Annotated in this window: 22 protein-coding genes; 9 read left to right on the plus strand and 13 right to left on the minus strand. The window is 72.3% G+C overall.

Annotation, left to right across the window (positions count from 1 at the left end):
- Both D8M35_RS09105 and D8M35_RS09110 read right to left on the minus strand, forming a co-directional pair.
- Positions 1-765, minus strand: a 765-nt coding sequence (locus D8M35_RS09105; protein WP_148113348.1) for a HesA/MoeB/ThiF family protein, incomplete at its 3' end; no start/stop codon positions are given.
- A complete protein-coding gene (locus tag D8M35_RS09110) occupies positions 762-1175 on the minus strand; it encodes a molybdopterin-binding protein (protein ID WP_126891567.1) in 414 nt (137 codons plus the stop codon). The genes D8M35_RS09110 and D8M35_RS09105, both read right to left, overlap by 4 nt.
- Positions 1176-1265: 90 nt before the next feature.
- On the opposite strand from D8M35_RS09110, the gene D8M35_RS09115 reads away from it, so the two are divergent.
- Entirely contained in the window at positions 1266-2924 is a 1659-nt protein-coding gene (locus D8M35_RS09115) for a glycosyltransferase family 39 protein (protein WP_126891568.1), read from the plus strand.
- Between the two features lie 72 nt (positions 2925-2996).
- Here the strand turns inward: D8M35_RS09115 and D8M35_RS09120 are convergent, their stop codons facing one another.
- The 4 genes from D8M35_RS09120 to D8M35_RS09135 all read right to left on the minus strand — a co-directional run bounded on the left by D8M35_RS09120 (position 2997) and on the right by D8M35_RS09135 (position 7431).
- Positions 2997-3929, minus strand: coding sequence for a 4-(cytidine 5'-diphospho)-2-C-methyl-D-erythritol kinase (locus D8M35_RS09120; protein WP_126891569.1), 933 nt, complete (start codon positions 3927-3929; stop codon positions 2997-2999).
- A gap of 35 nt (positions 3930-3964) precedes the next feature.
- Entirely contained in the window at positions 3965-5272 is a 1308-nt protein-coding gene (locus tag D8M35_RS09125; protein WP_126891570.1) for an O-acetylhomoserine aminocarboxypropyltransferase/cysteine synthase family protein, read from the minus strand.
- Positions 5272-6318, minus strand: coding sequence for an LLM class flavin-dependent oxidoreductase (locus D8M35_RS09130; protein ID WP_126891571.1), 1047 nt, complete (start codon positions 6316-6318; stop codon positions 5272-5274). Before D8M35_RS09130 ends, D8M35_RS09125 begins: the two co-directional genes overlap by 1 nt.
- Before the next feature lie 84 nt (positions 6319-6402).
- Positions 6403-7431 (minus strand): RimK family alpha-L-glutamate ligase, encoded by a 1029-nt coding sequence (locus D8M35_RS09135; protein WP_126891572.1) that lies wholly within the window; start codon positions 7429-7431, stop codon positions 6403-6405.
- 141 nt (positions 7432-7572) lie between these two features.
- Here D8M35_RS09135 and D8M35_RS09140 point away from each other — a divergent pair, with 141 nt between their 5' ends.
- Positions 7573-8073, plus strand: a complete 501-nt coding sequence (locus tag D8M35_RS09140; protein ID WP_126891573.1) for a hypothetical protein — start codon at positions 7573-7575, stop codon at positions 8071-8073.
- Between the two features lie 38 nt (positions 8074-8111).
- Here the strand turns inward: D8M35_RS09140 and D8M35_RS09145 are convergent, their stop codons facing one another.
- Positions 8112-8969 carry a helix-turn-helix transcriptional regulator gene (locus D8M35_RS09145; RefSeq protein WP_126891574.1) on the minus strand — a complete coding sequence of 286 codons (858 nt, stop codon included), beginning with the start codon at positions 8967-8969 and terminating at the stop codon, positions 8112-8114.
- 101 nt (positions 8970-9070) lie between these two features.
- On the opposite strand from D8M35_RS09145, the gene D8M35_RS09150 reads away from it, so the two are divergent.
- Entirely contained in the window at positions 9071-9811 is a 741-nt protein-coding gene (locus tag D8M35_RS09150) for an SDR family oxidoreductase (protein WP_126891575.1), read from the plus strand.
- A 76-nt stretch (positions 9812-9887) separates the two neighbouring features.
- On the opposite strand, the gene D8M35_RS09155 is transcribed toward D8M35_RS09150, so the two are convergent.
- The 5 genes from D8M35_RS09155 to rsmI form a co-directional block, all read right to left on the minus strand.
- Positions 9888-10499 carry a hypothetical protein gene (locus D8M35_RS09155; protein WP_126891576.1) on the minus strand — a complete coding sequence of 204 codons (612 nt, stop codon included), beginning with the start codon at positions 10497-10499 and terminating at the stop codon, positions 9888-9890.
- 311 nt (positions 10500-10810) lie between these two features.
- A complete protein-coding gene (rsmA, locus tag D8M35_RS09160) occupies positions 10811-11659 on the minus strand; it encodes a 16S rRNA (adenine(1518)-N(6)/adenine(1519)-N(6))-dimethyltransferase RsmA (protein ID WP_126891577.1) in 849 nt (282 codons plus the stop codon).
- 2 nt (positions 11660-11661) lie between these two features.
- On the minus strand, positions 11662-12600 hold the full coding sequence (locus tag D8M35_RS09165; RefSeq protein WP_174234728.1) for a TatD family hydrolase: 939 nt from the start codon (positions 12598-12600) through the stop codon (positions 11662-11664).
- On the minus strand, positions 12597-14177 hold the full coding sequence (gene metG, locus D8M35_RS09170) for a methionine--tRNA ligase (RefSeq protein ID WP_126891578.1): 1581 nt from the start codon (positions 14175-14177) through the stop codon (positions 12597-12599). The genes D8M35_RS09165 and metG overlap by 4 nt, the downstream gene beginning before the upstream one ends.
- A 120-nt stretch (positions 14178-14297) precedes the next feature.
- Complete coding sequence (gene rsmI / locus D8M35_RS09175) at positions 14298-15119, minus strand: 16S rRNA (cytidine(1402)-2'-O)-methyltransferase (RefSeq protein ID WP_126891579.1); 822 nt, start codon at positions 15117-15119, stop codon at positions 14298-14300.
- Between the two features lie 53 nt (positions 15120-15172).
- Between rsmI and D8M35_RS09180 the strand changes: the two genes are divergently transcribed.
- Positions 15173-16804, plus strand: coding sequence for a dolichyl-phosphate-mannose--protein mannosyltransferase (locus D8M35_RS09180; protein ID WP_126891580.1), 1632 nt, complete (start codon positions 15173-15175; stop codon positions 16802-16804).
- A gap of 21 nt (positions 16805-16825) precedes the next feature.
- On the opposite strand, the gene D8M35_RS09185 is transcribed toward D8M35_RS09180, so the two are convergent.
- Positions 16826-17485: a TetR/AcrR family transcriptional regulator gene (locus D8M35_RS09185; RefSeq protein ID WP_161972634.1), complete on the minus strand. Its 660-nt coding sequence runs from the start codon at positions 17483-17485 to the stop codon at positions 16826-16828.
- Between the two features lie 162 nt (positions 17486-17647).
- Here D8M35_RS09185 and D8M35_RS09190 point away from each other — a divergent pair, with 162 nt between their 5' ends.
- From D8M35_RS09190 to D8M35_RS09210, 5 genes are all read left to right on the plus strand, one after another.
- Positions 17648-19213, plus strand: a complete 1566-nt coding sequence (locus tag D8M35_RS09190; RefSeq protein ID WP_126891582.1) for an MFS transporter — start codon at positions 17648-17650, stop codon at positions 19211-19213.
- Between the two features lie 238 nt (positions 19214-19451).
- Positions 19452-20312 (plus strand): sulfurtransferase, encoded by an 861-nt coding sequence (locus D8M35_RS09195; protein WP_126891583.1) that lies wholly within the window; start codon positions 19452-19454, stop codon positions 20310-20312.
- A gap of 64 nt (positions 20313-20376) precedes the next feature.
- Entirely contained in the window at positions 20377-21444 is a 1068-nt protein-coding gene (locus tag D8M35_RS09200) for an NAD(P)-dependent oxidoreductase (RefSeq protein WP_126891584.1), read from the plus strand.
- 4 nt (positions 21445-21448) lie between these two features.
- The gene (locus tag D8M35_RS09205; protein ID WP_126891585.1) at positions 21449-21979 is read left to right on the plus strand and encodes an ATPase; all 531 of its coding nucleotides are present in this window, start codon (positions 21449-21451) and stop codon (positions 21977-21979) included.
- A gap of 118 nt (positions 21980-22097) precedes the next feature.
- Positions 22098-23545, plus strand: a 1448-nt coding sequence (locus D8M35_RS09210) for a thioredoxin domain-containing protein (RefSeq protein WP_148113349.1), incomplete at its 3' end; no start/stop codon positions are given.

Consider the following 23545-nt stretch of genomic DNA (forward strand, 5'->3'; position numbering starts at 1 on the left):
GACGGACCCGGGACCGCGGCGCAGCCGGCTCTCGGTCCAGCGCCAGCGCCGGGCGTCCACCGTGAGCACCCGGCCGAGCAAGGGCTCGCCGAGGCCGGCGACCAGGGCGGTGACCTGCGCCGCCATCACCGCACCGACCGCGCCGCACAGGGCGGGCAGCACACCGTCGGCGGCACAGGACCCCTCGTCCGGCAGTGCCTCGGGGTGCAGGTCGTGGAAGTCGACCGGGTCGGCCGCGGCGTCGTGGAACACGGAGACCTGCCCGTCGTAGCCGAGGGCGGTCCCCCAGACGAAGGGCACGCCGGCCGCGGCGCACGCGTCGGAGACGGCACGGGTCACCTCGACGCTGTCGGCCGCGTCGACCACGACGTCGTGGTCGGCGACGTGCTCGGGTCGGAACCGCTCGGCCAGGGCGACGACCTCGACCACGGCGTCGACGCCGCGCACCCGGTCGGCGGCGCACTCGGCCTTCGAGCGCCCGACGTCGGCGGCGGCGAACAGGGTCTGTCGTGCGAGGTTCGACGTGTCCACGGTGTCGTGGTCGACGATCGTGATGCGGCCGAGCCCGGAGCCCGCCAGGTACGTCAGCACGGGTGCCCCGAGGCCCCCGGCGCCGACGACGAGCACCCGGGCACCGGCGAGCGCGTCGAGCGCGGGCTGCCCGGCGCCGTCGAGCGCGGCCGTGCGCGAGGTGCTGCGGCGCCGATCGGCGAGCGCGGCAGCGTCGGGGTCGGGCGCAGCGGGGTCGGGCGCAGGCGTGGTCACCGTGCGCGCTCCGGCTGGTCCGGCACCTCGACGGTGACCATGGTGGCCTTGACCGAGGCGACCGCGACGGAGCCGACCTCGAGCCCGAGGTCGCGGACGGCCTCGGCGGTCATCAGGGACACCACGCGGTTCGGCCCCGCCTGCAGCTCCACCTGCGCGACCACCCCCTCGACGACCAGGTCGGTGACGATGCCGACGAAACGGTTCCGGGCGGAGCTCCGCACGCCGGACGGGTCTTCGAGCCCGGCATCGCGTCCGCGGACGTACGCAGCGAGGTCCCGCCCCTCCACCACGGTGCGGCCCGACGGGTCCTCGGACCGGGGCAGGGTGCCGGCGTCGACCAGGCGTCGGACGGTGTCGTCGCTGACGCCCAGGTACCGCGCGGCGTCTCGGATGCGGAGTGTCGTCATGGTGTCCGTGACCCTACGGCATGGCGAACTCTCACGGAGGGGACACCGCTACCGGGCACTCGTCCAGCCCGGCGCGCTACCGTCGCGGGCGTGACTGCACCCCAGACCGGTACCATCGCCGTCCCCGCCTCCGCCGGGGTCGCGCCGGTCCGTACCCGTCTGCGGTCCGCGTCGACGGCCCTGCGGGTCGCCGCCGTCCGCACCCCGGAGCTGACCATCGGCGCCCTCGGCGTCCTCACAGGTGCGCTCTTCGCCTGGGTCCCGTCGATCTGGTACGACGAGGCCGCGACCGTCACCAGCGCGACGCGCAGCTGGCCGCAGCTCTGGGCCGAACTCCAGAACGTGGACGCGGTGCACGGCCTCTACTACGTCCTCATCCACGCCTGGTTCTGGCTCGTGGGGTACACGCCCTTCACCCTCCGCTTCCCGAGCGCGCTCGCCATCGGCGTCTCCGCCGGGCTCGTCGTCGCACTCGGACGTCGTCTGGGCGGTCGTCGGCTCGGCATCGTCGCCGGGCTCGTGTTCCTCGCGATCCCCCGCGTGCAGTGGGCCGGGTCCGAGGGACGCCCCTACGCGACCGTGACGACCCTCGCCGTCGCGCTGACGCTCGTCGGCATCACGGCCCTCCGCCGCACCCGGTCCGGCGCGTCGCGAGCATCGAGCGTCCGCTGGTGGGTCGCCTACGGGCTGCTCGCACTCCTGGCGGTGTCCTTCAACGTCTACCTCGCACTCGCCGTCGTCGCACACGCTGCCGCCCTGGCCTGGACGTGGCTCGCCGAGCGCAGGTCGCGCACGTGGAGCCGACGCTCGAGCGCCGGTGCCCCGCTCGTCAGCCGCGTGGTCCTGGTCCGCTGGGTCGTCGCCGCTGCGGCCGCTGCACTCCTCGCGTCGCCGCTCGTGCTCGAGGTCGTCGAACAGTCGAAGCAGGTCGCGTGGATCTCCGGCATCTCCCAGCGCACGCCGCGCCAGGTGTTCGCCACCGCGTGGTTCGGCGGGATCGACTCGTACGCAACCGTGGCGTGGGCGCTCCTCGTGCTCGGCACCGTCTCGGCCCTGGTCGCCGCGCACCGCCGCGTCCCCACCGTGCGCGCGCTCCTGCGTGCGCAGGCCGTCCGGGTCGCCCTGCCGCTGGCGCTGCTGCCCACCGGGGTGCTCCTCGCCGCGACGGCGCTCGGCAAGCACCTGTACTCCCCGAAGTACGCGTCGTTGAGCATGCCCTTCGTCGCGCTCCTCATCGCCCTCGCGATCACGGCCCTGCGACGCCGGGCGTTGATCGCCGCGGTGCTCGCGGTCTTCCTCGTCCTCAGCGTCCCGAGCGCGATCGACGTCAAGACGCCCCGCTCGAAGCAGGAGTCGACGTGGGCGAACGCCGCGTCGATCATCGCGGCCGAGCGCGGGTCGCGGACGGGCGCCAACGAGGGCGTCGTGTTCGGGAGCGTCTACGGCCACCCGACCTCCACGGCCGAGGTCGTCCGGGTGTCCTACCCGTGGGCGTTCTCCGGCATGACCGACCTCGGCATCTCGACGAACGGCGCCGAGACGGGCGCGCTCTGGAACCAGAACGGCGACCTGGCGTCGACGATCCCGGCACGCCTCGGCGACATCGACACCGTCTGGTTCGTCGGCGGCACCCCGAAGGCTCGCAACATCCAGCCGGAGACGACCGAGGTCCTCGCCGAGCACGGCTTCCACGTCGAGCAGAAGTGGCGCACCGGGCGGGTCGTCATCACCGAGTTCGTCCGCGGCTGAGCCCCGGCGGCGCCATGCGCCCGGCGGACGACGGACGACCCGCTCGGCACGCGGTGTCCGCGGTGGGAACGGTCAGTGCACGACGCGGGCGCCGTGCACCGGGCCGGTCGCCCGGAGCGCCACGAGCCCGGCGGCGCTGAGCTCCACCTGCACCTCGAGCGCAGCATCGCGGTCGGCGACCAGGAACGCCACCGTCGGCCCGCTCCCCGAGACGATGCCCGCGAGCGCACCGGCCTTCTCCCCGACCTCGATCGTCGCGGCCAGCCCCGGCTGCAGACGCATCGCGGGTGCCTGCAGGTCGTTGTGCAGGCAGTCGGCCAGCAGGTCGGCGTCGCCGGCCCGGAGCGCCTGGAGCACGTTCGCCTCGACCACGGGGGTGGTGGGCGCCGGACGGATGTCGGCGCGGTAGCGCTCCCGGTGCTCGTCGAGGGCGCGGTACACCGCGGGGGTCGAGAGCCCATCGTCGCTGAGCGCGAGGACCCAGTGGAACTCGCCCTTGGCCAGCGCGGGGCTCAGCTCGTCACCGCGGCCGGTCCCCACTGCGGTGCCCCCGGCGAACGCGAAGGGCACGTCCGCTCCGAGGCGGGCCGCCAGCCGTAGCAGCTCGTCCCGCCCCAGGGCGGTACCCCACAGGGTGTCGCAAGCGAGCAGGGTCGCCGCAGCGTCCGCCGATCCCCCGCCCATCCCGCCGGCGACGGGGACCTGCTTCTCGATGGTGAGCCGGACGCCACCCCGGTGCCCGGCGGCCTCGGCCACGAGCCGAGCCGCGCGGATCGCCAGGTTCGAGTCGTCGGTCGGGACCGCGCTCGTGTCGATCGGCCCCGTGAACCGGACCGAGAAGTCGTCGGCGGCTTCCGCGGTGACGTCCTCGTACAACGAGACCGCCTGGTACGCGGTCGCCACGTCGTGGTAGCCGTCGTCCTGCAGGGCACCGACGGACAGGAACACGTTGATCTTGCCGGGAGCGCGCACCCGCACGCGGGTCGGTGCGGCCAGCGAGGTCATGCGTCCAACCTATCCTCCCCGCGCCGGGCGGTGGACTACGCCGGGGTCCCCGCCGCCGCGAACCCCCGCGCCAGGTCGGCCAGGATGTCGTCCACGTGCTCGAGCCCGATCGACAGGCGGATGAGGCCCTCCCCGACGCCGGCGGCCGCACGCTGCTCGGGGGTCATCTGCACGTGGGTCGTGGACGCCGGGTGCACGACGAGCGACCGCACGTCGCCCAGGTTCGACACGTGGTCGAAGAGCTCGAGCGCGGCGACGAACCGTCGGCCGGCCGCGACACCACCGGCGAGGTCGAACGCCAGCACGGCGGACGGTCCCTTCGGCACGTAGCGCTGCTGCAGGTGGTGCCACGGCGACGAGGGCAGTCCCGCGTAGTGCACGTGCTCGACCTGCGCGTGGTCGTCGAGCCACGAGGCCACCACCGCCGCGTTCGACACGTGCCGGTCCATCCGGAGCGACAGCGTCTGGATGCCCTGGAGCACGAGGAAGGCGTTGAACGGCGCGATCGCGGGCCCCAGGTCGGCGGACAGCTTCGACCGGGTGCGCTGGATGAACGCGCGGCGACCGAACTTCTCGGCGAAGGCCGTGCCGGCGAACCCGGACTGCTCGACCGTGGTGAGCTGGGGGTACTTATCCGCCTGCGCGGCCCAGTCGAAGTTCCCGCTGTCGACGATGATCCCGGCGATGGCGCTGCCGTGGCCGGCGAGGTACTTCGTCGCCGAGTGCACGACGATGTCGGCGCCGTGCTCGATCGGCCGCACGAGGTACGGCGTCGCGATGGTGTTGTCGACGATGAGCGGGACCCCGGCTTCGTGCGCCACCCCGGCGACGCCGGCGAAGTCGAGCACGTCGCCGCGCGGGTTCGGGATGCTCTCGCCGAAGAACGCCCGCGTCTCCGGGCGCACCGCGGCACGCCACTCGTCGAGGTCCGTCGGGTCCTGCACGAAGGTGAACGAGATGCCGAGGTCGCTCAGGGTCGAGTGGAAGAGCGTGTACGTCGCACCGTAGAGCGACGCCGACGAGACGACGTGGGCGCCCGCTCGGGCGACACCGAGCACGGCCAGCGAGGTCGCGGCCTGTCCCGAGGCCAGCGCCAGTGCGCCGATCCCACCCTCGAGGTCGGCGACGCGACGCTCGAGTGCGGCGGCCGACGGGTTGTTGACCCGCGTGTACGTGTGGCCGGGGGCGTCGAGCATGAACCGCGCCGCGGCGTCCTCACCCGAGGGGTAGATGTACGCCGCGCTCTGCGCGATCGGGGGCACGTTCGCGCCGAAGCCCGGGTCGGCCGTGAACCCGGCGCGGATCTGCCGGGTCTCGAACGCCCAGTCGTCCTCGGCCGCCATCAGACGACCGGCTCCGCGACGACCGACGAGCGCACGAGTGGGATGACCTGCTCGCCGAAGCGCTCCATCTCCTCGGCCTGCGGCGAGAACTGCAGCAGGAGCGTGTCGACGCCGGCGTCCTCGAACTCGCGGATGCGGTCGGCGACCTGCTGCGGCGTGCCGACGAAGCCGGGGCGCAGACCGCGGTTCGACACCGAGTAGTCCTCGAGCGACGGGACGTGCTCGAGCTGCGACTTCGAGATGAAGTCCTGGTACGACTCGTACGCCTTCCCGTGGCGGACGTCGGTGATGCGCGCCAGCTCGGCCTGCGCCTCCTCCTCCGTCTCACGGACGATCACGTACGCGGCCATGCCGAACGCCTCGAACGGGGCCGCTCCGGCGTCCTCGCGGCGGCGCCGCATCTCGGCGATCTTCGTGCGGAGCTCGTCGACCGTGCCGCCGTGCGTCAGGTAGGCGTCGGCGAAGCGCGTGATCGAGCTCTTGCCCGCCTCGCTCTCGCCGCCGGCGTAGATGCGCGGCGTCACCCGGGGCTTCGGCTCGAGGTGCGTGTTCTGCACGTCGTAGTACTCCCCCGTGAACGAGAACGGCGTCTCCGCCCACAGGCCCTTGAGGATCGCGACGAACTCCTCGGTGCGGGCGTACCGGTCGTCGTGCTCCGAGAAGATGCCGCCGTACTGCCGGGCCTCCTCCGCCCACCAGGCGCTCACCACGTTGAACGTGAAGCGACCACAGGAGATCTCGTCGATGGTCGCGGCCTGCTTCGCCGTCACGGCCGGCAGGTGGTAGCCCGGGCGCATCGCGGCCATGATCTCGAGCCGCTCGGTCGTGGCTGCCAGCGCGGCCGCGAGCGCCCACGCCTCGAGACTCGGCGCCGCCGTGCCCTTGATGTCGTTGAGGTTGAGCTCCGGGACGAGCGTCAGGTCGAAGCCGATCCGCTCGGCACGCTGCGCGAGCCGCTTCACGTAGTCGAAGGTGACGGGCATGTCCTCGTCCTCGACGTTGCGCAGCCAGCCGCCGAAGAGCGGGGTCCAGTATCCGAATCGCACGTGTGGTTCCTCAGGTGGGTCGTGACGGTCTGGAGGCGCGGGGCGGGCCCGCCACGAGCCTCCAGGCCGGTGGGTGGTGTCGTCTCAGGCCGTGGTCGCCGACGCGGCGTACGCCTGCTCGAGGAGCGCGCCGGTGAAGCGCGCGATCGCGCGCGGACCGGAGACCGGCGCGACCGCCTCGACGGCGGGGTTGTAGTTCGTGTTCGTGTTCACGTCGTAGACGACCGTGCGGCCGTCAGTGGTCTCCATGAACTCGACACCCGCCACCTGGATGCGCTGCTCGGCGAGGAAGGTCCGGAGCTGCTGCACGAGCGGGTGACCGGCGGTGACCTCGCCGCGGACGGCGAAGGCGGCCGGTGCGCCGGGCGCTGCGGTGCTGGTCGTCTCGACGCCCGGCACGTCGCAGACGGCGCCGGCGATGGTCTGCGGCACCTCGCACGCGTCGGCGGGGCAGAGCTCGAAGCTGCCGGCGCTCGTGTCGACGCGGACGGCGTAGACGAACTCGCCGCCGACGAACTCGGCGCGGGTGATGAACGGCTCGCGCGCGGTCAGGAGTTCCTGGAGCAGGGTGATGCCGTCGACCGGGGCCTCGAACTCGGGGCTGTCGACGTAGGCGTCGAACTCGGCGAGGGTGTCGAAGCGCCGGACGCCGAGGCCCTTGCCGCCCTGGTTGTGCTTCGTGATGAACGGGATGTCCTGCCCGTCCGTGAAGGTCCGCGCGGCGTCCTTGAGCGCGGCCGAGCCGAAGACCGCAGTGGTGCGGGGGACGTCGAAGCCGGCGTCGCGGAGGAGCCCGTGCTGGGCGACCTTCGACACCTCGAGCTCGAGCACGTGGCTGCCGTTCACGACCGTCGCCCCGGAGCGCTCGAGCCAGCCGAGCAGCGCGCGGGCGTACTCCTTGGAGTGCTCGTTACCGCGGGTGTGGCTCGACGCGGACATCCGTGACCAGTAGACGCCCGGAGCAGGCTCGGCGGACAGGTCGATGCTGCCGAGGGCACCTCCGTCGATGAGCAGGAGTTCCTCGACCGGGACACCCTCTGCCGCGAAGGCAGCGGCGAACGGCGGGAACCACTCGGGGTTCTCGTGGATGACGTACACGCGCGGAGTTGTCACCGGGCCACCCTAGGCACGGCGAGCCTGGGGGTGCCAGGTGTGTGACGTGGGATTGCGACGTGCGTCCGCGCCGGGGTCGCCTCGTGCGTCCGCGCCGGGCTCGCCTCGTGCGTCCGCGCCGGGTGTGCGAGGGTGGAACGCATGTCCTACCCCGCGTACGAGGAGACCGTCCGTTCCGGCCGCGTGATGACCGTCATCGGTTGGGCCGTGATCGCGACCGCCGTCGGGATCGCGACGCTCGTGCTCGCGGTGCCGGCAGGGTGGCAGGACCAGCCGCCGACGGCGTCGGACGTGGGCGTCCTGGTGGTCACACTCGCCGTCACGGTCGCGCTCGGGATCGGCTCGGTGCTGATGCGGATGACGGTTCGGGTCGACGAGGTCCTCGAGGTGCGTGTCCGGCCGTGGTGGTACCGGCGGCGCGTCGCCCCCGAGCAGGTCACCTCCGCCGAGGTCGTGCACATGACGGGCGGCAACTCCGGCGGGCTGGGCATCCGACTCGTTCCCGGCGGGACGGCGGTGTTGCTCGACGGCGGACCCGGCGTCCAGGTCACGATCCGCGACGCACGGTCGCTGCGGTTCCGGTGCAACGACCCGGAGGCCGTCGTCGCGGCGCTGCGGGCCCGGGGCGCTGCAGCCGACTGACGGTCGACGGTCCTGGTCGGGCGCCGGCCGACCGAGGATCAGCGCGCGACGCTGTCCGCGCCGAACTGCTGCGTGCCGACGACGCCGAGCAGCTCGAGCTTCTGCGCGTCCTCGCTCCCGGGCGGCGCGGTGAAGAGCAGGAGCGCCTGCGCCTGGTCGTCCGTGTGCAGCACCTGGCAGTCGACGGTGATCCGTCCGAGCTCGGGCTGCACGATGGTCTTGTTGTCCGACCAGCGGGTCGCGACCTCGTGCCGTTCCCAGAGCTCGCGGAAGGCCGGGCTGCGGCGCTGCAACTCGGCGACGAGCTCCGTCGCCCGCCGGTCGGTCGGTCCCGCGAGTCCGACGGCAGCGCGGAGCGACGCGACCACCACCCGTCCGAGTCGGTCGTGCTGCTCGGGCGCGTACTTCGCCTGCTCGGTTCCCGTCACGAACCAGCGCCACGCCTGGTAGCGCTCGTTGCCCGGCAGGTCCACGGACCCGCCGAGCAGCGCCCGTGCGAGCCGGTTCTCGACGAGGGTCTCCCCCAGGTGGCTGACCACGATCGCCGGGGTGTCCTCGAGCCGGTCGAGCACGCGCAGGATCGCCGGGTCGACGTGGTCCGCACGGTGCAGACGGACCGGGGCGGTGTGCCCGGCGAGGTGGAACAGGTGGTCGCGCTCGTCCAGGCTGCAGCGCAGTGCCCGGGCGATCGCCGCGACCATCTGTTCGGAGGGTTGCGGACCGCGCTGCTGCTCGAGCCGCGTGTAGTAGTCGACGCTCATCCCAGCGAGCCCGGCGACCTCCTCACGGCGGAGACCGGGCGTCCGTCGGCGCGCGCCGCTGCCGAGGCCGACGTCCTCGGGCCGCAGGAGCTCGCGGCGGCGGCGCAGGAAGTCGGCGAGCGCGGGTCGGTCCATGCCCCCATCGTGCCGTCTCGCACGCGGCGGAACCAGGGACCGCCGGTCCCCCGATGCACGCGCCCTGGAGGCGACCCGCCCGCAGGAGCATCGTGGTCGGCATGGACACCACGAACAGCACCGTCTTCATCTCCGGCGGGACCTCGGGCCTCGGGCTCGCCCTCGCGCAGCGCCTGCAGGCCGCCGGCAGCACCGTCGTGATCGGCGGTCGACGCCAGGACCGCCTGGACGCCCTCGCCGCCGAGCACGGCTTCGGCACGGTCGTGATCGACGTCGCCGACGCGGACTCGATCGCCGGCGCCGCAGCGGACGTGGTCACCCGCCACCCGTCGCTCGACACCGTCGTCACGATGTCGGGCATCATGCGGAACGAGGACCTCCGCGATCCCGGGCACATCGACGACGCGCTCGAGACCGTCCAGACGAACCTGGTCGGCACGATCCGCCTGATCGACGCGTTCCTGCCGCACCTGCTCGCCCGACCGGCGGCGACGCTGATCACGGTGTCGTCCGGTCTCGCCTTCGTACCGCTCACCGCGACCCCGACCTACAGCGCCACGAAGGCGGCCGTGCACTCCTACACGCAGGCGCTCCGGCAGCAGCTCGTCGGCAGCTCGGTGGAGGTGCTGGAGCTCGCGCCGCCGGCCGTGCAGACGGACCTGATGGGCGGGGCGGACTTCGGTGGGATGCCCCTCGACGAGTTCACCGACGAGGTGATGGGCCTGCTCGAGTCCGGCGCTGCGCCCGAGATCCTCGTGCAGAACGTGCAGCCGCTGCGCTGGGCGGAGCGCGACGGGACGCACCAGCAGCTCCTCGAGGCGATGGCGGGTCGCGGCCACTGAGCCGCGGGCCGCGGCCCGCGGCCCGCGGCCGGGAGCGTGTCGGATGGAGGAGATCCTCCATCCCCTCGACTCGCGGTCAGTCGCGATGCGCACCCTTCTCCGTCGACATCTGTTCGCGCAGGATGGCATCTGCAACCCGACCAGGTACGAAGATCGGGAGCGTTGCCGACGCGACCGCTGCGAAGGCCGGATCCGTGGTCACCAGTCCATCGGCCTCCGTGACCTTCGCCAGGCTGACCGATGCTGCGCGCGCGGCGTCGATGTCGTGCGCGGCCATGACGGCCCACGTTCCCTCGATCACCTCCGGGATCTCGCAGTACATGGCTTCGGTCGAGGCGACCAGTGTCCGCCAGCGGTCGAACACGTCCTCGGGAGTCGGAGGCAGGAGTGCGAGGCCGCCACGACCGAGCGGGCGACTGCCAGACGCATCCGGGCGCTCCACGGCTCGGAGCGCCCGAGCGAGATCGTGCAGTTGGAGCTCGGTCAGATCGGTGAAGAAGAGGACCGTCCCGGCGTCGGTCAGCCGCTCCAGGTACGCGCTGCACTCCCGGTGATCGGCGTCCTGCTGATCCAGGCAACTCGCGACGAAGCTGATGTCGACGGCAAGGCTCTGCGGGAGTACGCGGCCCCGGCCGAATGCCTGCAGGCCAGCTTCAGCTTCGGACCCATCAAGATCGTCCACCCCCACCGATCAGACGGTCCTGCTGTCGGCCGAGGATGGGTGCGTCGGTCGTTCGCGAGGCGGGTTCATCGCTTCGTGCAATCGAGCCAAGCGTTCCTGCAGCGTTCCCACCAAGGGCGTCCTGCGCAGGACCAGCGGCTCGCCCGGGGCTCGCCTGCGCGCGGTCACCGGGAAGGGTGGAACATCCGACGAGCTCCAGGATTCGCGCGTTGTCCGTTCGTGCTGTTCGTGCATGATCGCCTCGTTTCCCTCTTGTGGAGACGACCGTAGATCGCGGCGTACCGCGACACCGAACACTTCGTATTTCGCAAGCGCCGTCAGCCGGCGGCGAGGACCGTCCGCCCGAGCTGCACGAAGTCGGCCGGCGACAGCGCCTCGCCCCGTGCTGTCGGGTCGAGACCGGCGGCGATCAGCAGCTCCGACGCACGAGCGCTGGAGCCGAGCACTCCGGACAGGCTCTGCCGGAGCATCTTGCGGCGCTGCTGGAACGCCCCGTCGACGAGGGCGAAGACCTGCGCCCGCAGCGTCTCGTCCCCCGGGCGCTCACGACGGTCGAACCCGACGAGCACGCTGTCGACGTTCGGCACCGGCCAGAAGACCTGGCGGCTGATCTGCCCGGCCGTCGACCATGACCCGTACCACGCTGCCTTGACGCTGGGCGCGCCGTAGACCTTGCTGCCGGGCTCCGCTGCGATGCGGTAGCCGACCTCGGCCTGCACCATCACGAGCACCCGCTCGATCGTCGGGAAGGTCGCGAGCAGGTGCAGCAGCACGGGGACGGAGACGTTGTACGGCAGGTTCGCGACGACGTGCGTCGGTGCCTCCGGCAGTTCGTCGGCGGTCACGGCGAGGGCGTCCTGGTGGACGACCTGCAAGCGCGCGTCGGGCTGCATGAGCGAGACGGTCGTCGGGAGCTGCGCCGCGAGCCGCCCGTCGATCTCCACCGCGGTGACCGATGCGCCGGTCTCGGTCAGGCCGAGGGTCAGCGACCCCAGGCCCGGTCCGATCTCGAGCACGCGCGAGTCCGGCGTGACCCGACCGGCCGTCACGATGCGGCGCACGGTGTTGGCGTCGTGCACGAAGTTCTGGCCGAGCTTCTTCGTCGGGGTGACGTCGAGCTTGGCAGCGAGGTCCCGGATCTCCGCCGGGCCGAGCAGCGTGCCCACGGCTACTGGTCCACCGTGACGGGCTCGGCGTCCCACGCCCCGTACACGAGCTCGGTCGTCGAGGCGATCTGCGCCGCGAGCATCGACGGATCGGTGCCGAGGGTCTCGGCCATCGACCGAAGCGTGAGCGGGATGAGGTACGGGGCGTTCGGCCGACCACGGTACGGCGTCGGCGTCAGGAAGGGCGCGTCGGTCTCGATCATGACCAGGTGGCGCGGCGCGACCTCGAGCGCGTCACGGAGCGACTGCGCGTTCTTGAAGGTGACGGTGCCGGCGAACGACATGTACCAGCCGCGCTCGGCGCAGAGCCGGGCGAGGTCCGGACCGCCGGAGAAGCAGTGGAAGACGGTCTTCTCGGGAGCGCCGACGCGGTCGAGCACCTCGACCACGGCGTCGTGCGCGTCGCGGTCGTGGATCGTCAGCGCGAGGTCGTGCTCCTTCGCGATCCGGATGTGCTCCTCGAACGAGCGGACCTGCGCCGCACGGCCGTCCTCGCCGGTCCGGAAGAAGTCGAGACCGGTCTCGCCGATCGCCCGGACCCGGGGCAGCGCCGCGAGCCGTTCGATGCCGGCGAGGTGCTCGTCGAGCAGCCCCTGCTCGTCGAGCACGGGTGCCTCGTTCGGGTGCAGCGCGACGGCAGCCAGCACACGGGGCTCCCGCGCGGCGATCTGCGCCGACCACTCCGACGTCGCCAGGTCGGTGCCGACCTGCACGACGCCGCGGACCCCGACGCTCGACGCGCGGTCGAGGTGCTCGCGGTAGTCGAGCGGACCGTCGCCGCCCTCGCCGACGCCGTCGGCGATCTCCATGTGCGTGTGGTTGTCGTACACCGGGACGACGAGCGCCTGCGGCAGCGGTGGGTAGCTCAGGTCGCGCTTCGAGCCGCCGGACGACCCCTCGCCCCGAGCCCGGACGTGCGAGCCGTCGGCCGCGTCGGTCACGCTGCGCCCTGCTCGGGCTGCTGCTCGATGCGCGGAAACAGGCCGGACTCGAGGGGCACGACGGTCTCGGCGCCCTGCCACTCCCAGGCACGGTCGACGCGCTGCTCGGTCACGGAGCCGCCGGCGCCGATCGACGCCCAGAGCTTCTCGGTTGCCTTCGGCATCACCGGGGAGACCAGGACGTTCACGGTGCCGAGGCCACGCAGCGCGGTCGCGAGGACGGTGCCGAGGCGCTCGCGCTTCGTCTCGTCCTTCGCCAGCGCCCACGGCTCCTGCTCGGTGATGTACCCGTTCAGGGCGTCGACGAGCTCCCACACGGCGGCGATCGCCTCGTGCGGCGCGAATCCCTCGACCGCGGCGTCGGCACGCTCGGTGACGGACACCGCGAGCGCGTCGATCGCCTCGTCCGACGGGGTCAGCTCGCCGCGCGACGGGACGGCACCGTCGAAGTACTTCTGCAGCATGGCGACGAGGCGCGAGGCCAGGTTGCCGAAGCCGTTCGCGAGGTCGGCCGAGTACCGGGCGGAGATGTCCTCCCAGCTGAAGTTGCCGTCCTGCCCGAAGGTGATCGCGCGGAGGAAGTAGTAGCGGAACGCGTCCGAGCCGAAGGTGTCGGTGATCTCCGACGGCGCGATGCCGGTCAGCTTCGACTTGGACATCTTCTCGCCGCCGACGAGCAGCCAGCCGTGCCCGAAGACGCGCTCCGGTACCGGGAGCCCGGCCGCCATGAGCATGGCCGGCCAGATCACGGCGTGGAAGCGGGCGATGTCCTTGCCCACGATGTGCACGCTCGGCCAGAAGCGACGGAAGGCCTCGTCGTCGTCCGACCCGTAGCCCAGTGCGGTGACGTAGTTGAGCAGCGCGTCGAACCACACGTAGAGCACGTGGTCGTGGTCCCAGGGGATCTGGATGCCCCAGTCGAAGCTCGAGCGGGAGATCGACAGGTCGCGGAGGCCCTGCTTCACGAACGAGACGATCTCGTTGCGGACGCTCTCGGGCTGGATGAACTGCGGGTTCGACTCGTACAGGTCGAGCAGACGCTGCTCGAAGTCGCTCATGCGGAAGAAGTAGTTGCGCTCGGACAGCACCTCGACCGGGATCGAGTGGATCGCGCAGACCTGCTGACCCTCGTACGCACCGGTGCCGGGCACGAGGTCGCTCGGCTGCTTGTACTCCTCGCACCCGACGCAGTAGAAGCCCTCGAACTCACCGGCGTAGATGTAGCCGTCGTCGTACAGCTTCTGCAGGAACGCCGTCACGCCCCGCTCGTGGCGCTCGTCGGTGGTGCGGATGAAGTCGTCGTTCGCGACGTCGACCGTGTCGAGCAGCGGCTTCCACGCGTCGGTGACGAGCCGGTCGGCCCACTCCTTCGGGGAGACGTCGTTCGCGCTGGCGGTGCGCAGGATCTTCTGGCCGTGCTCGTCGGTGCCCGTGAGCAGCCAGGTGTCGTCGCCCCGCTGCCGGTGCCAACGCGCCATGAAGTCCGCGGCGACCTCGGTGTAGGCGTGCCCGATGTGGGGCACGTCGTTCACGTAGAAGATCGGCGTGGTGATGCTGAACGAGGACCCGTCGGACATGCGGACCATCCTACGGGCGGGCCGGAGCCGCGTGACGCGCCCCGCGCGCCGCCTGTGGAGAACCGGACGGGAGGCGCGTGGCGGGCCCGCCCCGTGCCTCCAGACCGACGGTGGTCGGCCCTACCGCGCGGCCAGCGCGCCCTCGTACAGGTCGCGCTTCGACAGCCCGGTCGCGTCCGCGACCGCCGCGGCGGCCTCCTTCATGCGGGACCCGGCTGCGACCCGCTCGAGCACGAGCCGCACACCGTCCTCGATGCTCGTCACGTCGAGCGCACCGGTCGACCCCTCGACGACCACGCAGATCTCCCCGCGCACCCCGTCGGCAGCCCACGCGGCGAGCGCGGCGAGCGAGTCGCGGCGGACCTCCTCGTGCAGCTTCGTGAGCTCGCGGCACACGACCGCGCGGCGGTCGTCGCCGAAGCCCGAGGCCATGTCGGCGAGCGTGTCGGCGAGCCGGTGCGGTGACTCGAAGAACACCATCGTCCGCTGCTCACCGGCCAGGGACGCGAACAGGCGACGGCGCTCCCCCGCCTTGCGGGTCGGGAAGCCCTCGAAGCTGAAGCGGTCGGTCGGCAGGCCGGACACGGCGAGCGCCATGAGCACCGCGGACGGGCCGGGCAGGGCGGTGACGGTGACCCCGGCGGCCGCCGCGGCCTCCACCAGGGGGAAGCCGGGGTCGCTGATCGCGGGCATGCCCGCATCGGTGAGGACCACCACGTCCTCGTCGCGGGCGAGCTCGACCACCTCGGAGGCCTTCGCGCGCTCGTTGTGCTCGTGGAGGGCGATGAGGCGGGGGCGGTTCTCGATGCCGAGCGCGCGCATCAGGTGGATCGCGGTCCGGGTGTCCTCGGCGGCCACCACGCTCGCGTTCGACAGGGTCTCGACGAGTCGGCGCGACGCGTCGCCGAGGTTGCCGATGGGCGTTGCTGCGAGGACGATCACCTCCCCATTCTGGTGCCAGGTCCGCCGTGGCGGCGATCCGTAGGATGCAGGCGATGACCAGCGAGCTGACCGACGACCGCACCGCCCTCGTCGACGGACCGGCCGGCTCCCGCCTCGACGACTGGTGGGGTCGGGTCCTGTCGACGTCGCAGCGCGTTGCGATCTGGCGGTGGACGGGTCCGATCGCGGTGACCCTGCTGGCGGCCGTGCTCCGGCTGGTCGGACTCGGTCACCCGCACTCGCTGGTGTTCGACGAGACGTACTACGTCAAGGACGGCTGGTCGATCGTGCACCTCGGGTACGAGGGCACCTGGCCGGGGAACTCCTCCGACGACGGCGCCCCGACGACCGACCAACGCTTCGCCGACGGCGAGACCGACCTGTACTCGAGGGCGGCGGAGTTCATCGCGCACCCGCCGCTCGGGAAGTACCTGATCGGCCTCGGCATGCTGCTGTTCGGCGCCGACAGCTCGTTCGGGTGGCGGTTCACGGTCGCCGTGCTCGGCACCGCGACCGTGTTCCTGACCGCGGTCATCGCGCGCTCGCTGTTCCGCTCGACGGCGATCGGGACGCTCGCAGGGTTCCTGCTCGCGATCGACGGGCAGGCGATCGTGCTGTCGCGCGTGACGCTGCTCGACGGCATCCTGACGTTCTTCGTCGTGCTCGGAGCGGGAGCGCTGCTGCTCGACCGGAGGTGGACGCAGCGGCGGCTCGACGACTGGGTCAGGCGCCGTGCGGACGACGGACGCGACACGCTCTGGGGGCCGGTGCTGGTCTGGCGGCCGTGGCTCGTCGCGATGGGCGTCGCGCTCGGTCTGGCGTCCGCGACGAAGTGGTCCGGCCTGTACTTCCTGGCGTTCTTCGCGCTGTACTCCGTGCTGAGCGACATGATGATGCGTCGCCGCGCGGGTGTGGCGTTCTGGTCGTCGAGCGCCTTCCTGCAGCAGGCGCCGGTGACGTTCCTGCTCACGGTGCCGATCGCCGCCGTGACCTACCTGGCGTCGTGGACCGGGTGGTTCCGGACGTCCGGCGGATGGGACCGGGACTGGATCGCATCCGGCGGGGAGCGGTGGACGGGCCTGCTCGCGTGGGTGCCGGACTCGTTGCAGAACTGGTGGCACTACCAGTCGGAGATCTACGGCTTCAACATCGGCCTGCACACCCCGCACTCGTACCAGGCGAACCCGCTGCTCTGGCTCGTGATGCAGCGGCCCACGTCGATGTACTACGTCGGGACGAACCGCGGCCAGGACGGCTGCTGGGCGGACCGCTGCGGCGAGGCGATCACCGGCATCGCGAACCCGTTCGTCTGGTACGCCTCGGTGGTCGCGGCGGTAGCGCTGCTCGTGCTCTTCGTGCTGCGTCGACGCTGGGAGTACGGCTTCGTGCTGATCGGTGTGGCGGGCGGGTACCTGCCGTGGCTGCTGTACACCGACCGCACGGTGTTCCAGTTCTACACGGTGGCGTTCGAACCGTTCCTCGTCATCGCCCTGGCCGCGGCGATCGGGCTCGTCGCCGGGTCACGGACCGATCCGCGGCCGCGACGGACGCGCGCGCTGGTGTGGGTCGGGGTGTACCTCGGCGTGGTCGTGCTGGCGTCGGCGTACTGGTACCCGATGTGGACCGGGCTGCAGGTGCCGTGGGACTTCGTCCGGTCGCACTACTGGCTGCCGAGCTGGCTGTAGCGGTCGAGGCGCCGGCGACCGTCAGGGCTGGCCGTGCAGGGCGCGTTCGATGGCGGCGCGGTCGAGCGGCGCACCGACCATCGGATCGGTGGTGCCGCCGGGCAGGACGCCCTCGAGCACGACCTCGGCGTAGCGGCGCCAGGCGTCCGGGTCGTGGGCGCGGGTCGTGTCCGCGACGGCGCCGACCATCGTGGTGAGCATCGGGAGGTCGGCGTAGCTGAACCCGGCCCGCACCACCCCGGCGACGGTGGCACGCTCGATGATCGTCGCGACCTGGCGTTCGAGCCGGTCCCGCTCGTGCACGATCGACGGCCGCGCCTTCCCCGCGCGGACGATGGCGTCGGCGAGGGCTCGGTCGCGCGCGCGGAACTCGAAGACGCCCATCAGGTAGATGCGCAGCGCCTCACGCGGATCGGACTCCTGCGCGGCGCGGGCGGCGGCGGCGTTCATCGCCTCGAACTTGGTGGCGAGGAGCGCCTCGATCAGGGCGTCCTTGTCGGTGAACCGGCGGTAGACCGTCCCGACCCCGACGCCGGCCTCGTGCGCGATGTCGTTGAGCGTGACCGACAACCCGCGCTCGGCGAAGCACCTGCGAGCGGTCTGCAGGATCAACTCGCGGTTGCGCGCGGCATCGGCGCGCAGGGGGCGCTCGAGGTCGTGCGCGGTGTCGGTGGTGCTCACGAGGTCGACCGTAGTTGACGATTCTGGGAACAAACGGATGCACCGACTCCGTTTCGGTCTACACTCGACACAAACGGATGCACCACATCCGGTTCCACCTCCTCGCGAAGCGCTCGACGGCGCGTGCTCCGCCACCTCCACCCTTCCCAGAAGGAGGCTGCCGTGACGGCAGAACAGACCGTGCCGACCCCGACCGGGTCCGCACACACGACGACCGGCCGCGCTGCCGGCACCACGCCCGGCTCCGGCTCCGGCCGGGCCGAGCACCGCTGGATCGCGCTGGCGGTCATCGCCCTCGCCCAGCTCATGGTCGTGCTGGACGCGACCATCGTGAACATCGCCCTCCCGTCGGCGCAGGCCGACCTCGGCTTCGGCACCGACCAGCGCCAGTGGATCGTCACCGCCTACTCGCTGGCGTTCGGTTCCCTGCTCCTGCTCGGCGGTCGCCTCGGTGACCTGTTCGGCCGGAAGACCACCTTCATCGTCGGCCTGGTCGGGTTCGCCCTGGCCTCGGTGCTCGGCGGCCTCGCGGACTCGTTCGGGCTGCTCGTCGCCGCCCGCGCACTGCAGGGTGTGTTCGGCGCCCTGCTCGCCCCGTCGGCGCTCGGCATGCTCACCACGACCTTCCGTGACCCGAAGGAACGCGGCCGGGCCTTCGGCATCTTCGGGTCCATCGCCGGCTCGGGTGCGGCGATCGGCCTGCTGCTCGGCGGTGTGCTCACCGAGTACGCGTCCTGGCGCTGGTGCCTCTACGTCAACGTCGTGTTCGCGGTGCTCGGTGTCATCGGTGCACTCGTCTTCATGGCGAAGCCGCCGAAGGTCGAGCGTCCGCGCATCGACGTCGCCGGGGTCCTGACGATCACCGCGGGCCTCGTCGGCATCGTCTACGGGTTCTCGAACGCCGAGTCGAACGGCTGGGACGCCCCGCTCACGATCGTCATGCTCGCCGCGGGGGTCCTGCTCGTCGCCGCGTTCGTCCTGATCGAGACCCGGGTCGCACACCCGCTCCTGCCGCTCCGCGTCGTCCTCGACCGCGACCGCGGCGGCGCGTTCATCGCCATCGGCCTGGTCGCCATCGGCATGTTCGGCATCTTCCTGTTCCTGACGTACTACCTCGAGCAGACGCTCGGCTTCAGCTCGCTGCAGACCGGGCTGGCGTTCCTCCCGATGCCGCTCTCGATCATGATCTCGGCGACGCAGATCGGTGGGCGCCTCCTCCCCCGCGTGGGTCCGAAGGTCCTGATCTTCGCCGGCGGGCTGGTCGCGGCGACCGGGCTGCTGCTCCTGCTCCGCACCGAGGTCGACAGCACCTACGCGGGGACCGTCCTGCCGGCGCTGATCGTCATCGGTCTCGGCATGGGCACGATCTTCTCGTCCGCGATGAACACCGCGACGACCGGGGTCGCCCGGGCCGATGCCGGCGTGGCCTCGGCGACGGTCAACACCATGCAGCAGATCGGCGGCTCGATCGGCACGGCCCTGCTCTCGACGATCTTCGCCGACGTCGTGAAGGACAGCCTGTCGGGCTTCTCGGCAGCGCCGACGAAGCTGCAGCAGGCTCAGGCCGTGATCGACGGGTACCACGTGGCCTTCGGCATCTCGGCCGGAGTGCTCGTGCTCGTCGCCCTCGCCGGCGGGCTGCTCATCAACCGGCAGTCGGTGCGGCTCGCGAAGCTCGCGCACGCGTCGGCCGCCACGACGGGCAGCATCCCGGCCGCGGCGCACTAGGCAGCTGCGGCGGACCCCGCTGCTGCCGCTGCCCGGGCCGCCACGGTCGCTCCGCTCTGCGACATCCCACGCGTCGATCGACGCGTGGGATGTCGTGTCCCCGGCCCGGCCGAACGAACGGGCAACGTCCGCCCGTCCGGTGCGAGCGGATTCGGCATCCAGGCGTCGGGGACACTGGCGTTGCGCAGTGTGTCGGACATCCGAGGCCTCGTCGGAGGGCCGCGTTACGGTGGGCGCCATGGCCCCCGTCCTGACCTCGCCGCTCGTGTCGACGCAGTGGCTCGCCGACCACATCGGTGCCGACGAACTCGTCGTCCTCGACGCGTCGGTGCACACGACGGGGGTCGGCACGGCGATGCAGTGGAAGGCCGCCCGCGACGCGTACGAGCAGCACGGGCACGTCCCCGGGGCCCGGTACGCCGACCTCGTCGACGACTTCTCCTCGCCGGACGCCGACGTGCCCTTCACCCGGCCGAGTGCCGAGCGCTTCGAGTCCGCCGCGCGTGGTCTCGGCGTCACCAACGGCTCGACCGTGGTCGTGTACGACGACAGCGTCGGCGAGTGGGCCGCGCGGCTCTGGTGGATCTTCCGCGCGTTCGGCTTCGACGACGTCGCGGTGCTCGACGGCGGCTTCGCCAAGTGGCGCGACGAGGGACGACCGGTCCGGGTCGGACCGCTCCGTGGCGAGGTCCGCCCGTCGTCCGCCGAGTCGTTCCTCGCCGGTGAGGAGCGTCCGGTGTGGGCCGACCACGACCGTGTCCTGCGCGCCGTCCGTGGTGAGGAGCCGGCGGCCGTCGTCCTGGCGGCCCCTCCGTCGGCCCTGGGCACGGACCACCCCGGCGTGGTGCCCGGCAGCACGGCGATCACGACGGACGACGTGGTCGACCCCGAGACGAACACCCTCCGCCGCGGCCCGGCCCTCGCCGAGGTCTTCGCACGGGTGCTCGACGCCGACGAGATCGTGACGTACTGCGGCGTCGGCAGCGCGGCGTGCGTGGACGCGCTCGCCCTGACGGTGCTCGGGCACGACCACGTGAAGGTCTACGACGGGTCCCTCGCCGAGTGGTGGCGCCTCGAACCGGAGCTGGTCGCGTCCTGAGGCCTCGGCGTCGACCACGCCGACCACGCCGTCCGTACCGTCCCCGCGGCACTAGCGTTGGCGCATGAGCACCAGACGCGCGGTCGTCCTCGGCGGTACCGGCGGGATCGGGTCGGCGGTGGTCCGTGACCTCCTCGACGTCTCCGGCCGCGGCGGCGACGACTGGCAGGTCGACGTCCTGGCCCGACGCGGCGGTCCCGCAGCCGGTGCGTTGACCGCAGCCGGTGCCTCCTTCGTGTCCGGTGACCGCCGCGACACGAGCGTGCTCCGCGATCTCCTCCGCCCGGGTGCCGACCTGCTCGTGGACACCGTGGGCGTGACCCGGGACGACGCCCTGCAGCTGCGGCCGTTCCTCGACGACGTCGGCTCGACGGTGTTCGTGTCGTCGAAGGCGGTCTACGTCGACGACCAGGGGCGGCACGCGAACTCGGTCGACAAGCCGGTGTTCGGCGGCGCGGTGACCGAGCTCCAGCCGACCGTCGTCGCGGGCGACGGCGACCCGACCGCGCGCGACGGGTACGCGGCCGCGAAGGTCGCCGCCGAACAGGTCCTGCTCGACCACGGTGCCCCCGTCACCGTGCTCCGTCCCTCGAAGGTGTACGGCGTCGGCACCGGCCGCCCGCGGGAGTGGTTCGTGGTGCGCCGCGCACTCGACGGCCGGGAGCGCATCCTGCTCGCCGACCACGGACGGGGCGTCGACCACACGACGGCGGCGAGCGGGATCGCGTCCCTCGTGCGTCTGGTCGCCGACGCTCCGGACCGCCGCATCCTCAACGTGGCCGACGAGACCGCGCCCGACGTCCTCGAGATCGTGCGCACCCTGGCCGGGCTCGTCGACCACCGGTTCGACGAGGTCCTGCTCGACCAGGACGCCCCCGCCTTCGTCGGGACGACCCCGTGGAGCGCACCGTCGCCGTTCGTCCTCGACACGACGGCGGCTCGCGCGCTCGGGTGGCAGCCCCCGCGGTACGCCGACGCCGTCCGGCCCGAGGTCGACTGGCTGCTCGAGACCGCACACGCCGTGCCGGCCGGCGGTGACGTCCCCTGGGCGCAGGATCCGTTCTGGGACCGCATGTTCGACTACGGCCCGGAGGACGCCGCCCTCGTGCTGCTCTCGCTCGGCAGGGGCTGAACCGGTGCCACGCTCGGAGGTCCTGTTCGTCGGCGGGCGTTCGGGCGTCGGCAAGTCGACCGCGGCCGAGGCGCTCCACGACCTGCTGGCGGCAGCCGACGTCCCGCACGCGGTCATCGAGGGCGACCTCCTGGACCTCGCGCACCCGGCTCCGCACGTGGCGCACCCCACCGTCCGGCTCGCCGAACGGAACCTGCGCGCGATGTGGGCGGAGTACCGCGAACTCGGGCACCACCGGCTCGTCTTCACGAACACCGTGTCCGTGCTCGAGCACGAACGGCTCGCCGCCGCGATGGGTGACGACCCGGTCGTCACCGCGGTCCTGCTCCGCGCCTCTGACGCCACCACCACCGGTCGACTGGCCCGGCGAGCGGGCGGCACGGTCCCGCAGGCGCAGCTCGCCCACAGCGCGGCGACGGCCGGGAGGCTCGACTCGGCCGTCGCGGACACGGTCGCGCGGGTGGACACCGACGGCAGGTCCCCGCTCGAGATCGCACGACAGCTCGCGTCGCTCACGGGCTGGCTGCCCGGCTGACCGCCGGCCCGGGCACCGTGGCCCTGACTCCGCGGCTTGCGCCTGTGGACGAGCACGAGCTGTCCACCGATCGCCGGATCGTCACCACCGCCCAGCCCCCACGGGGCACGCTGGAGGAATGAAGGACAACCGGCTCGGAACCGCGGTCAGCCCGTACCTGCGCCTGCACGCCGACAACCCGGTGGACTGGCGCGAGTGGGGACCCGCGGCATTCGCCGAGGCGCGGGAGCGCGACGTGCCCGTGCTCGTCTCGGTCGGGTACGCCACGTGCCACTGGTGTCACGTCATGGCGCGCGAGAGCTTCTCCGACCCGGAGATCGGCGAGCTGCTCCGTCGGGACTTCGTCGCCGTGAAGGTCGACCGAGAAGAGCGTCCCGACGTGGACGCCAGCCTCATGGCCTCGGCGAGCGCGTTCACGCAGCAGCTCGGGTGGCCGCTGACCGCGTTCGCGACGCCCGAGGGGCGGGTGTTCTTCGCGGGGACCTACTACCCCCCGACGCAGGTCGGCCAGGTCGGCTCGTTCCGCCAGGTCCTGGCGGCGGTGCTCGACGCGTGGACCCAGCGACGGCACGAGGTGGACGCGAACGCCGGCGCGATCGCCGCGGCGATCGCCCAGGGGGCGCAGGCGGACGCCACCGCGCAGGGTGGTGAGCCGTCCGACGGAGGTGCACCGAGCCTCCCGTCCGTCGACGCGATCCGCTCGGTGACCGCGCAGCTCGTCTCGGCGGAGGACGCCACGTACGGGGGCTTCGGCGGTGCGCCGAAGTTCCCGAGCGCGCCGCTCCTCGAGTTCCTCGGCGAGGTCGCGGCCGACGGCGACGACGCCGCACGAGGGCTGCTCGAGCGGAGCCTCCGGGCGATCCGGACGACCGAGCTGACCGACGCCGACGGCGGTGTGTTCCGGTACGCGACCAAGCGCGACTGGAGCGTGCCGCACTACGAACGGATGCTGTACGACAACGCGGGACTGCTCGCGGTCGCCGGAGCCGAGCAGGCCCGGGGCATCGCGGACTTCATGCGGGACACGCTGCGGCGGCCCGACGGCGCGTTCGTTGCGGCGCAGGACAGCGAGTCGACGATCGACGGGCGACGCGTCGAGGGCGACTGGTACCGCCTGCCGCTCGACGAGCGCGGGCGGTTCGATCGGCCACCGCTCGACGACCAGGTGCTGACCGGCTGGAACGGCCTCGCCGTCCGGGGGCTGGCCCGTGCTGCGGCGCGGCACGGCGACGACGAGATGACGACGCTCGCGCGGAGTGCTGCCGACGCGGTCCTCGCCGCCCACGTGCGGGACGGACACGTCGCCGTCCGCTCGAGCACCGCCCACGGCTCGTCGTCTGCGCCGCCCACGATCGAGGACGTCGGCCTGCTCGCCGAAGGGCTGCTCGAACTCGCGCTCCTGACCGGCGAGGTCCGGTACGCCGAGACGGCGCGCTCGCTCGTCGACGACGGTCTCGCCGGACGGTTCGACGCCGATCCGGTCCTGCGTGCGGCCGGGACGGCGACGGGCGAGCAGCCGCAGACGGCGCTGCGCTCCGGCACGGTCGCGCTGGCGGGGGCCGCCGC

This window comes from Curtobacterium sp. HSID17257 (assembly GCF_003989515.1).
Classification (GTDB): Bacteria; Actinomycetota; Actinomycetes; order Actinomycetales; family Microbacteriaceae; genus Curtobacterium.

Excerpts from the sequence above, each read along its gene's own strand:
- D8M35_RS09110 (WP_126891567.1), bottom strand. The coding sequence starts at position 1,175 with ATGACGACACTCCGCATCCGAGACGCCGCGCGGTACCTGGGCGTCAGC.
- D8M35_RS09120 (WP_126891569.1), bottom strand. The coding sequence starts at position 3,929 with ATGACCTCGCTGGCCGCACCGACCCGCGTGCGGGTGCGCGCTCCCGGC.
- D8M35_RS09125 (WP_126891570.1), bottom strand. The coding sequence starts at position 5,272 with ATGGCGGCCGAGGACGACTGGGCGTTCGAGACCCGGCAGATCCGCGCC.
- D8M35_RS09140 (WP_126891573.1), top strand. The coding sequence starts at position 7,573 with ATGTCCTACCCCGCGTACGAGGAGACCGTCCGTTCCGGCCGCGTGATG.
- D8M35_RS09145 (WP_126891574.1), bottom strand. The coding sequence starts at position 8,969 with ATGGACCGACCCGCGCTCGCCGACTTCCTGCGCCGCCGCCGCGAGCTC.
- D8M35_RS09150 (WP_126891575.1), top strand. The coding sequence starts at position 9,071 with ATGGACACCACGAACAGCACCGTCTTCATCTCCGGCGGGACCTCGGGC.
- metG (WP_126891578.1), bottom strand. The coding sequence starts at position 14,177 with ATGTCCGACGGGTCCTCGTTCAGCATCACCACGCCGATCTTCTACGTG.
- D8M35_RS09180 (WP_126891580.1), top strand. The coding sequence starts at position 15,173 with ATGACCAGCGAGCTGACCGACGACCGCACCGCCCTCGTCGACGGACCG.
- D8M35_RS09195 (WP_126891583.1), top strand. The coding sequence starts at position 19,452 with ATGGCCCCCGTCCTGACCTCGCCGCTCGTGTCGACGCAGTGGCTCGCC.
- D8M35_RS09200 (WP_126891584.1), top strand. The coding sequence starts at position 20,377 with ATGAGCACCAGACGCGCGGTCGTCCTCGGCGGTACCGGCGGGATCGGG.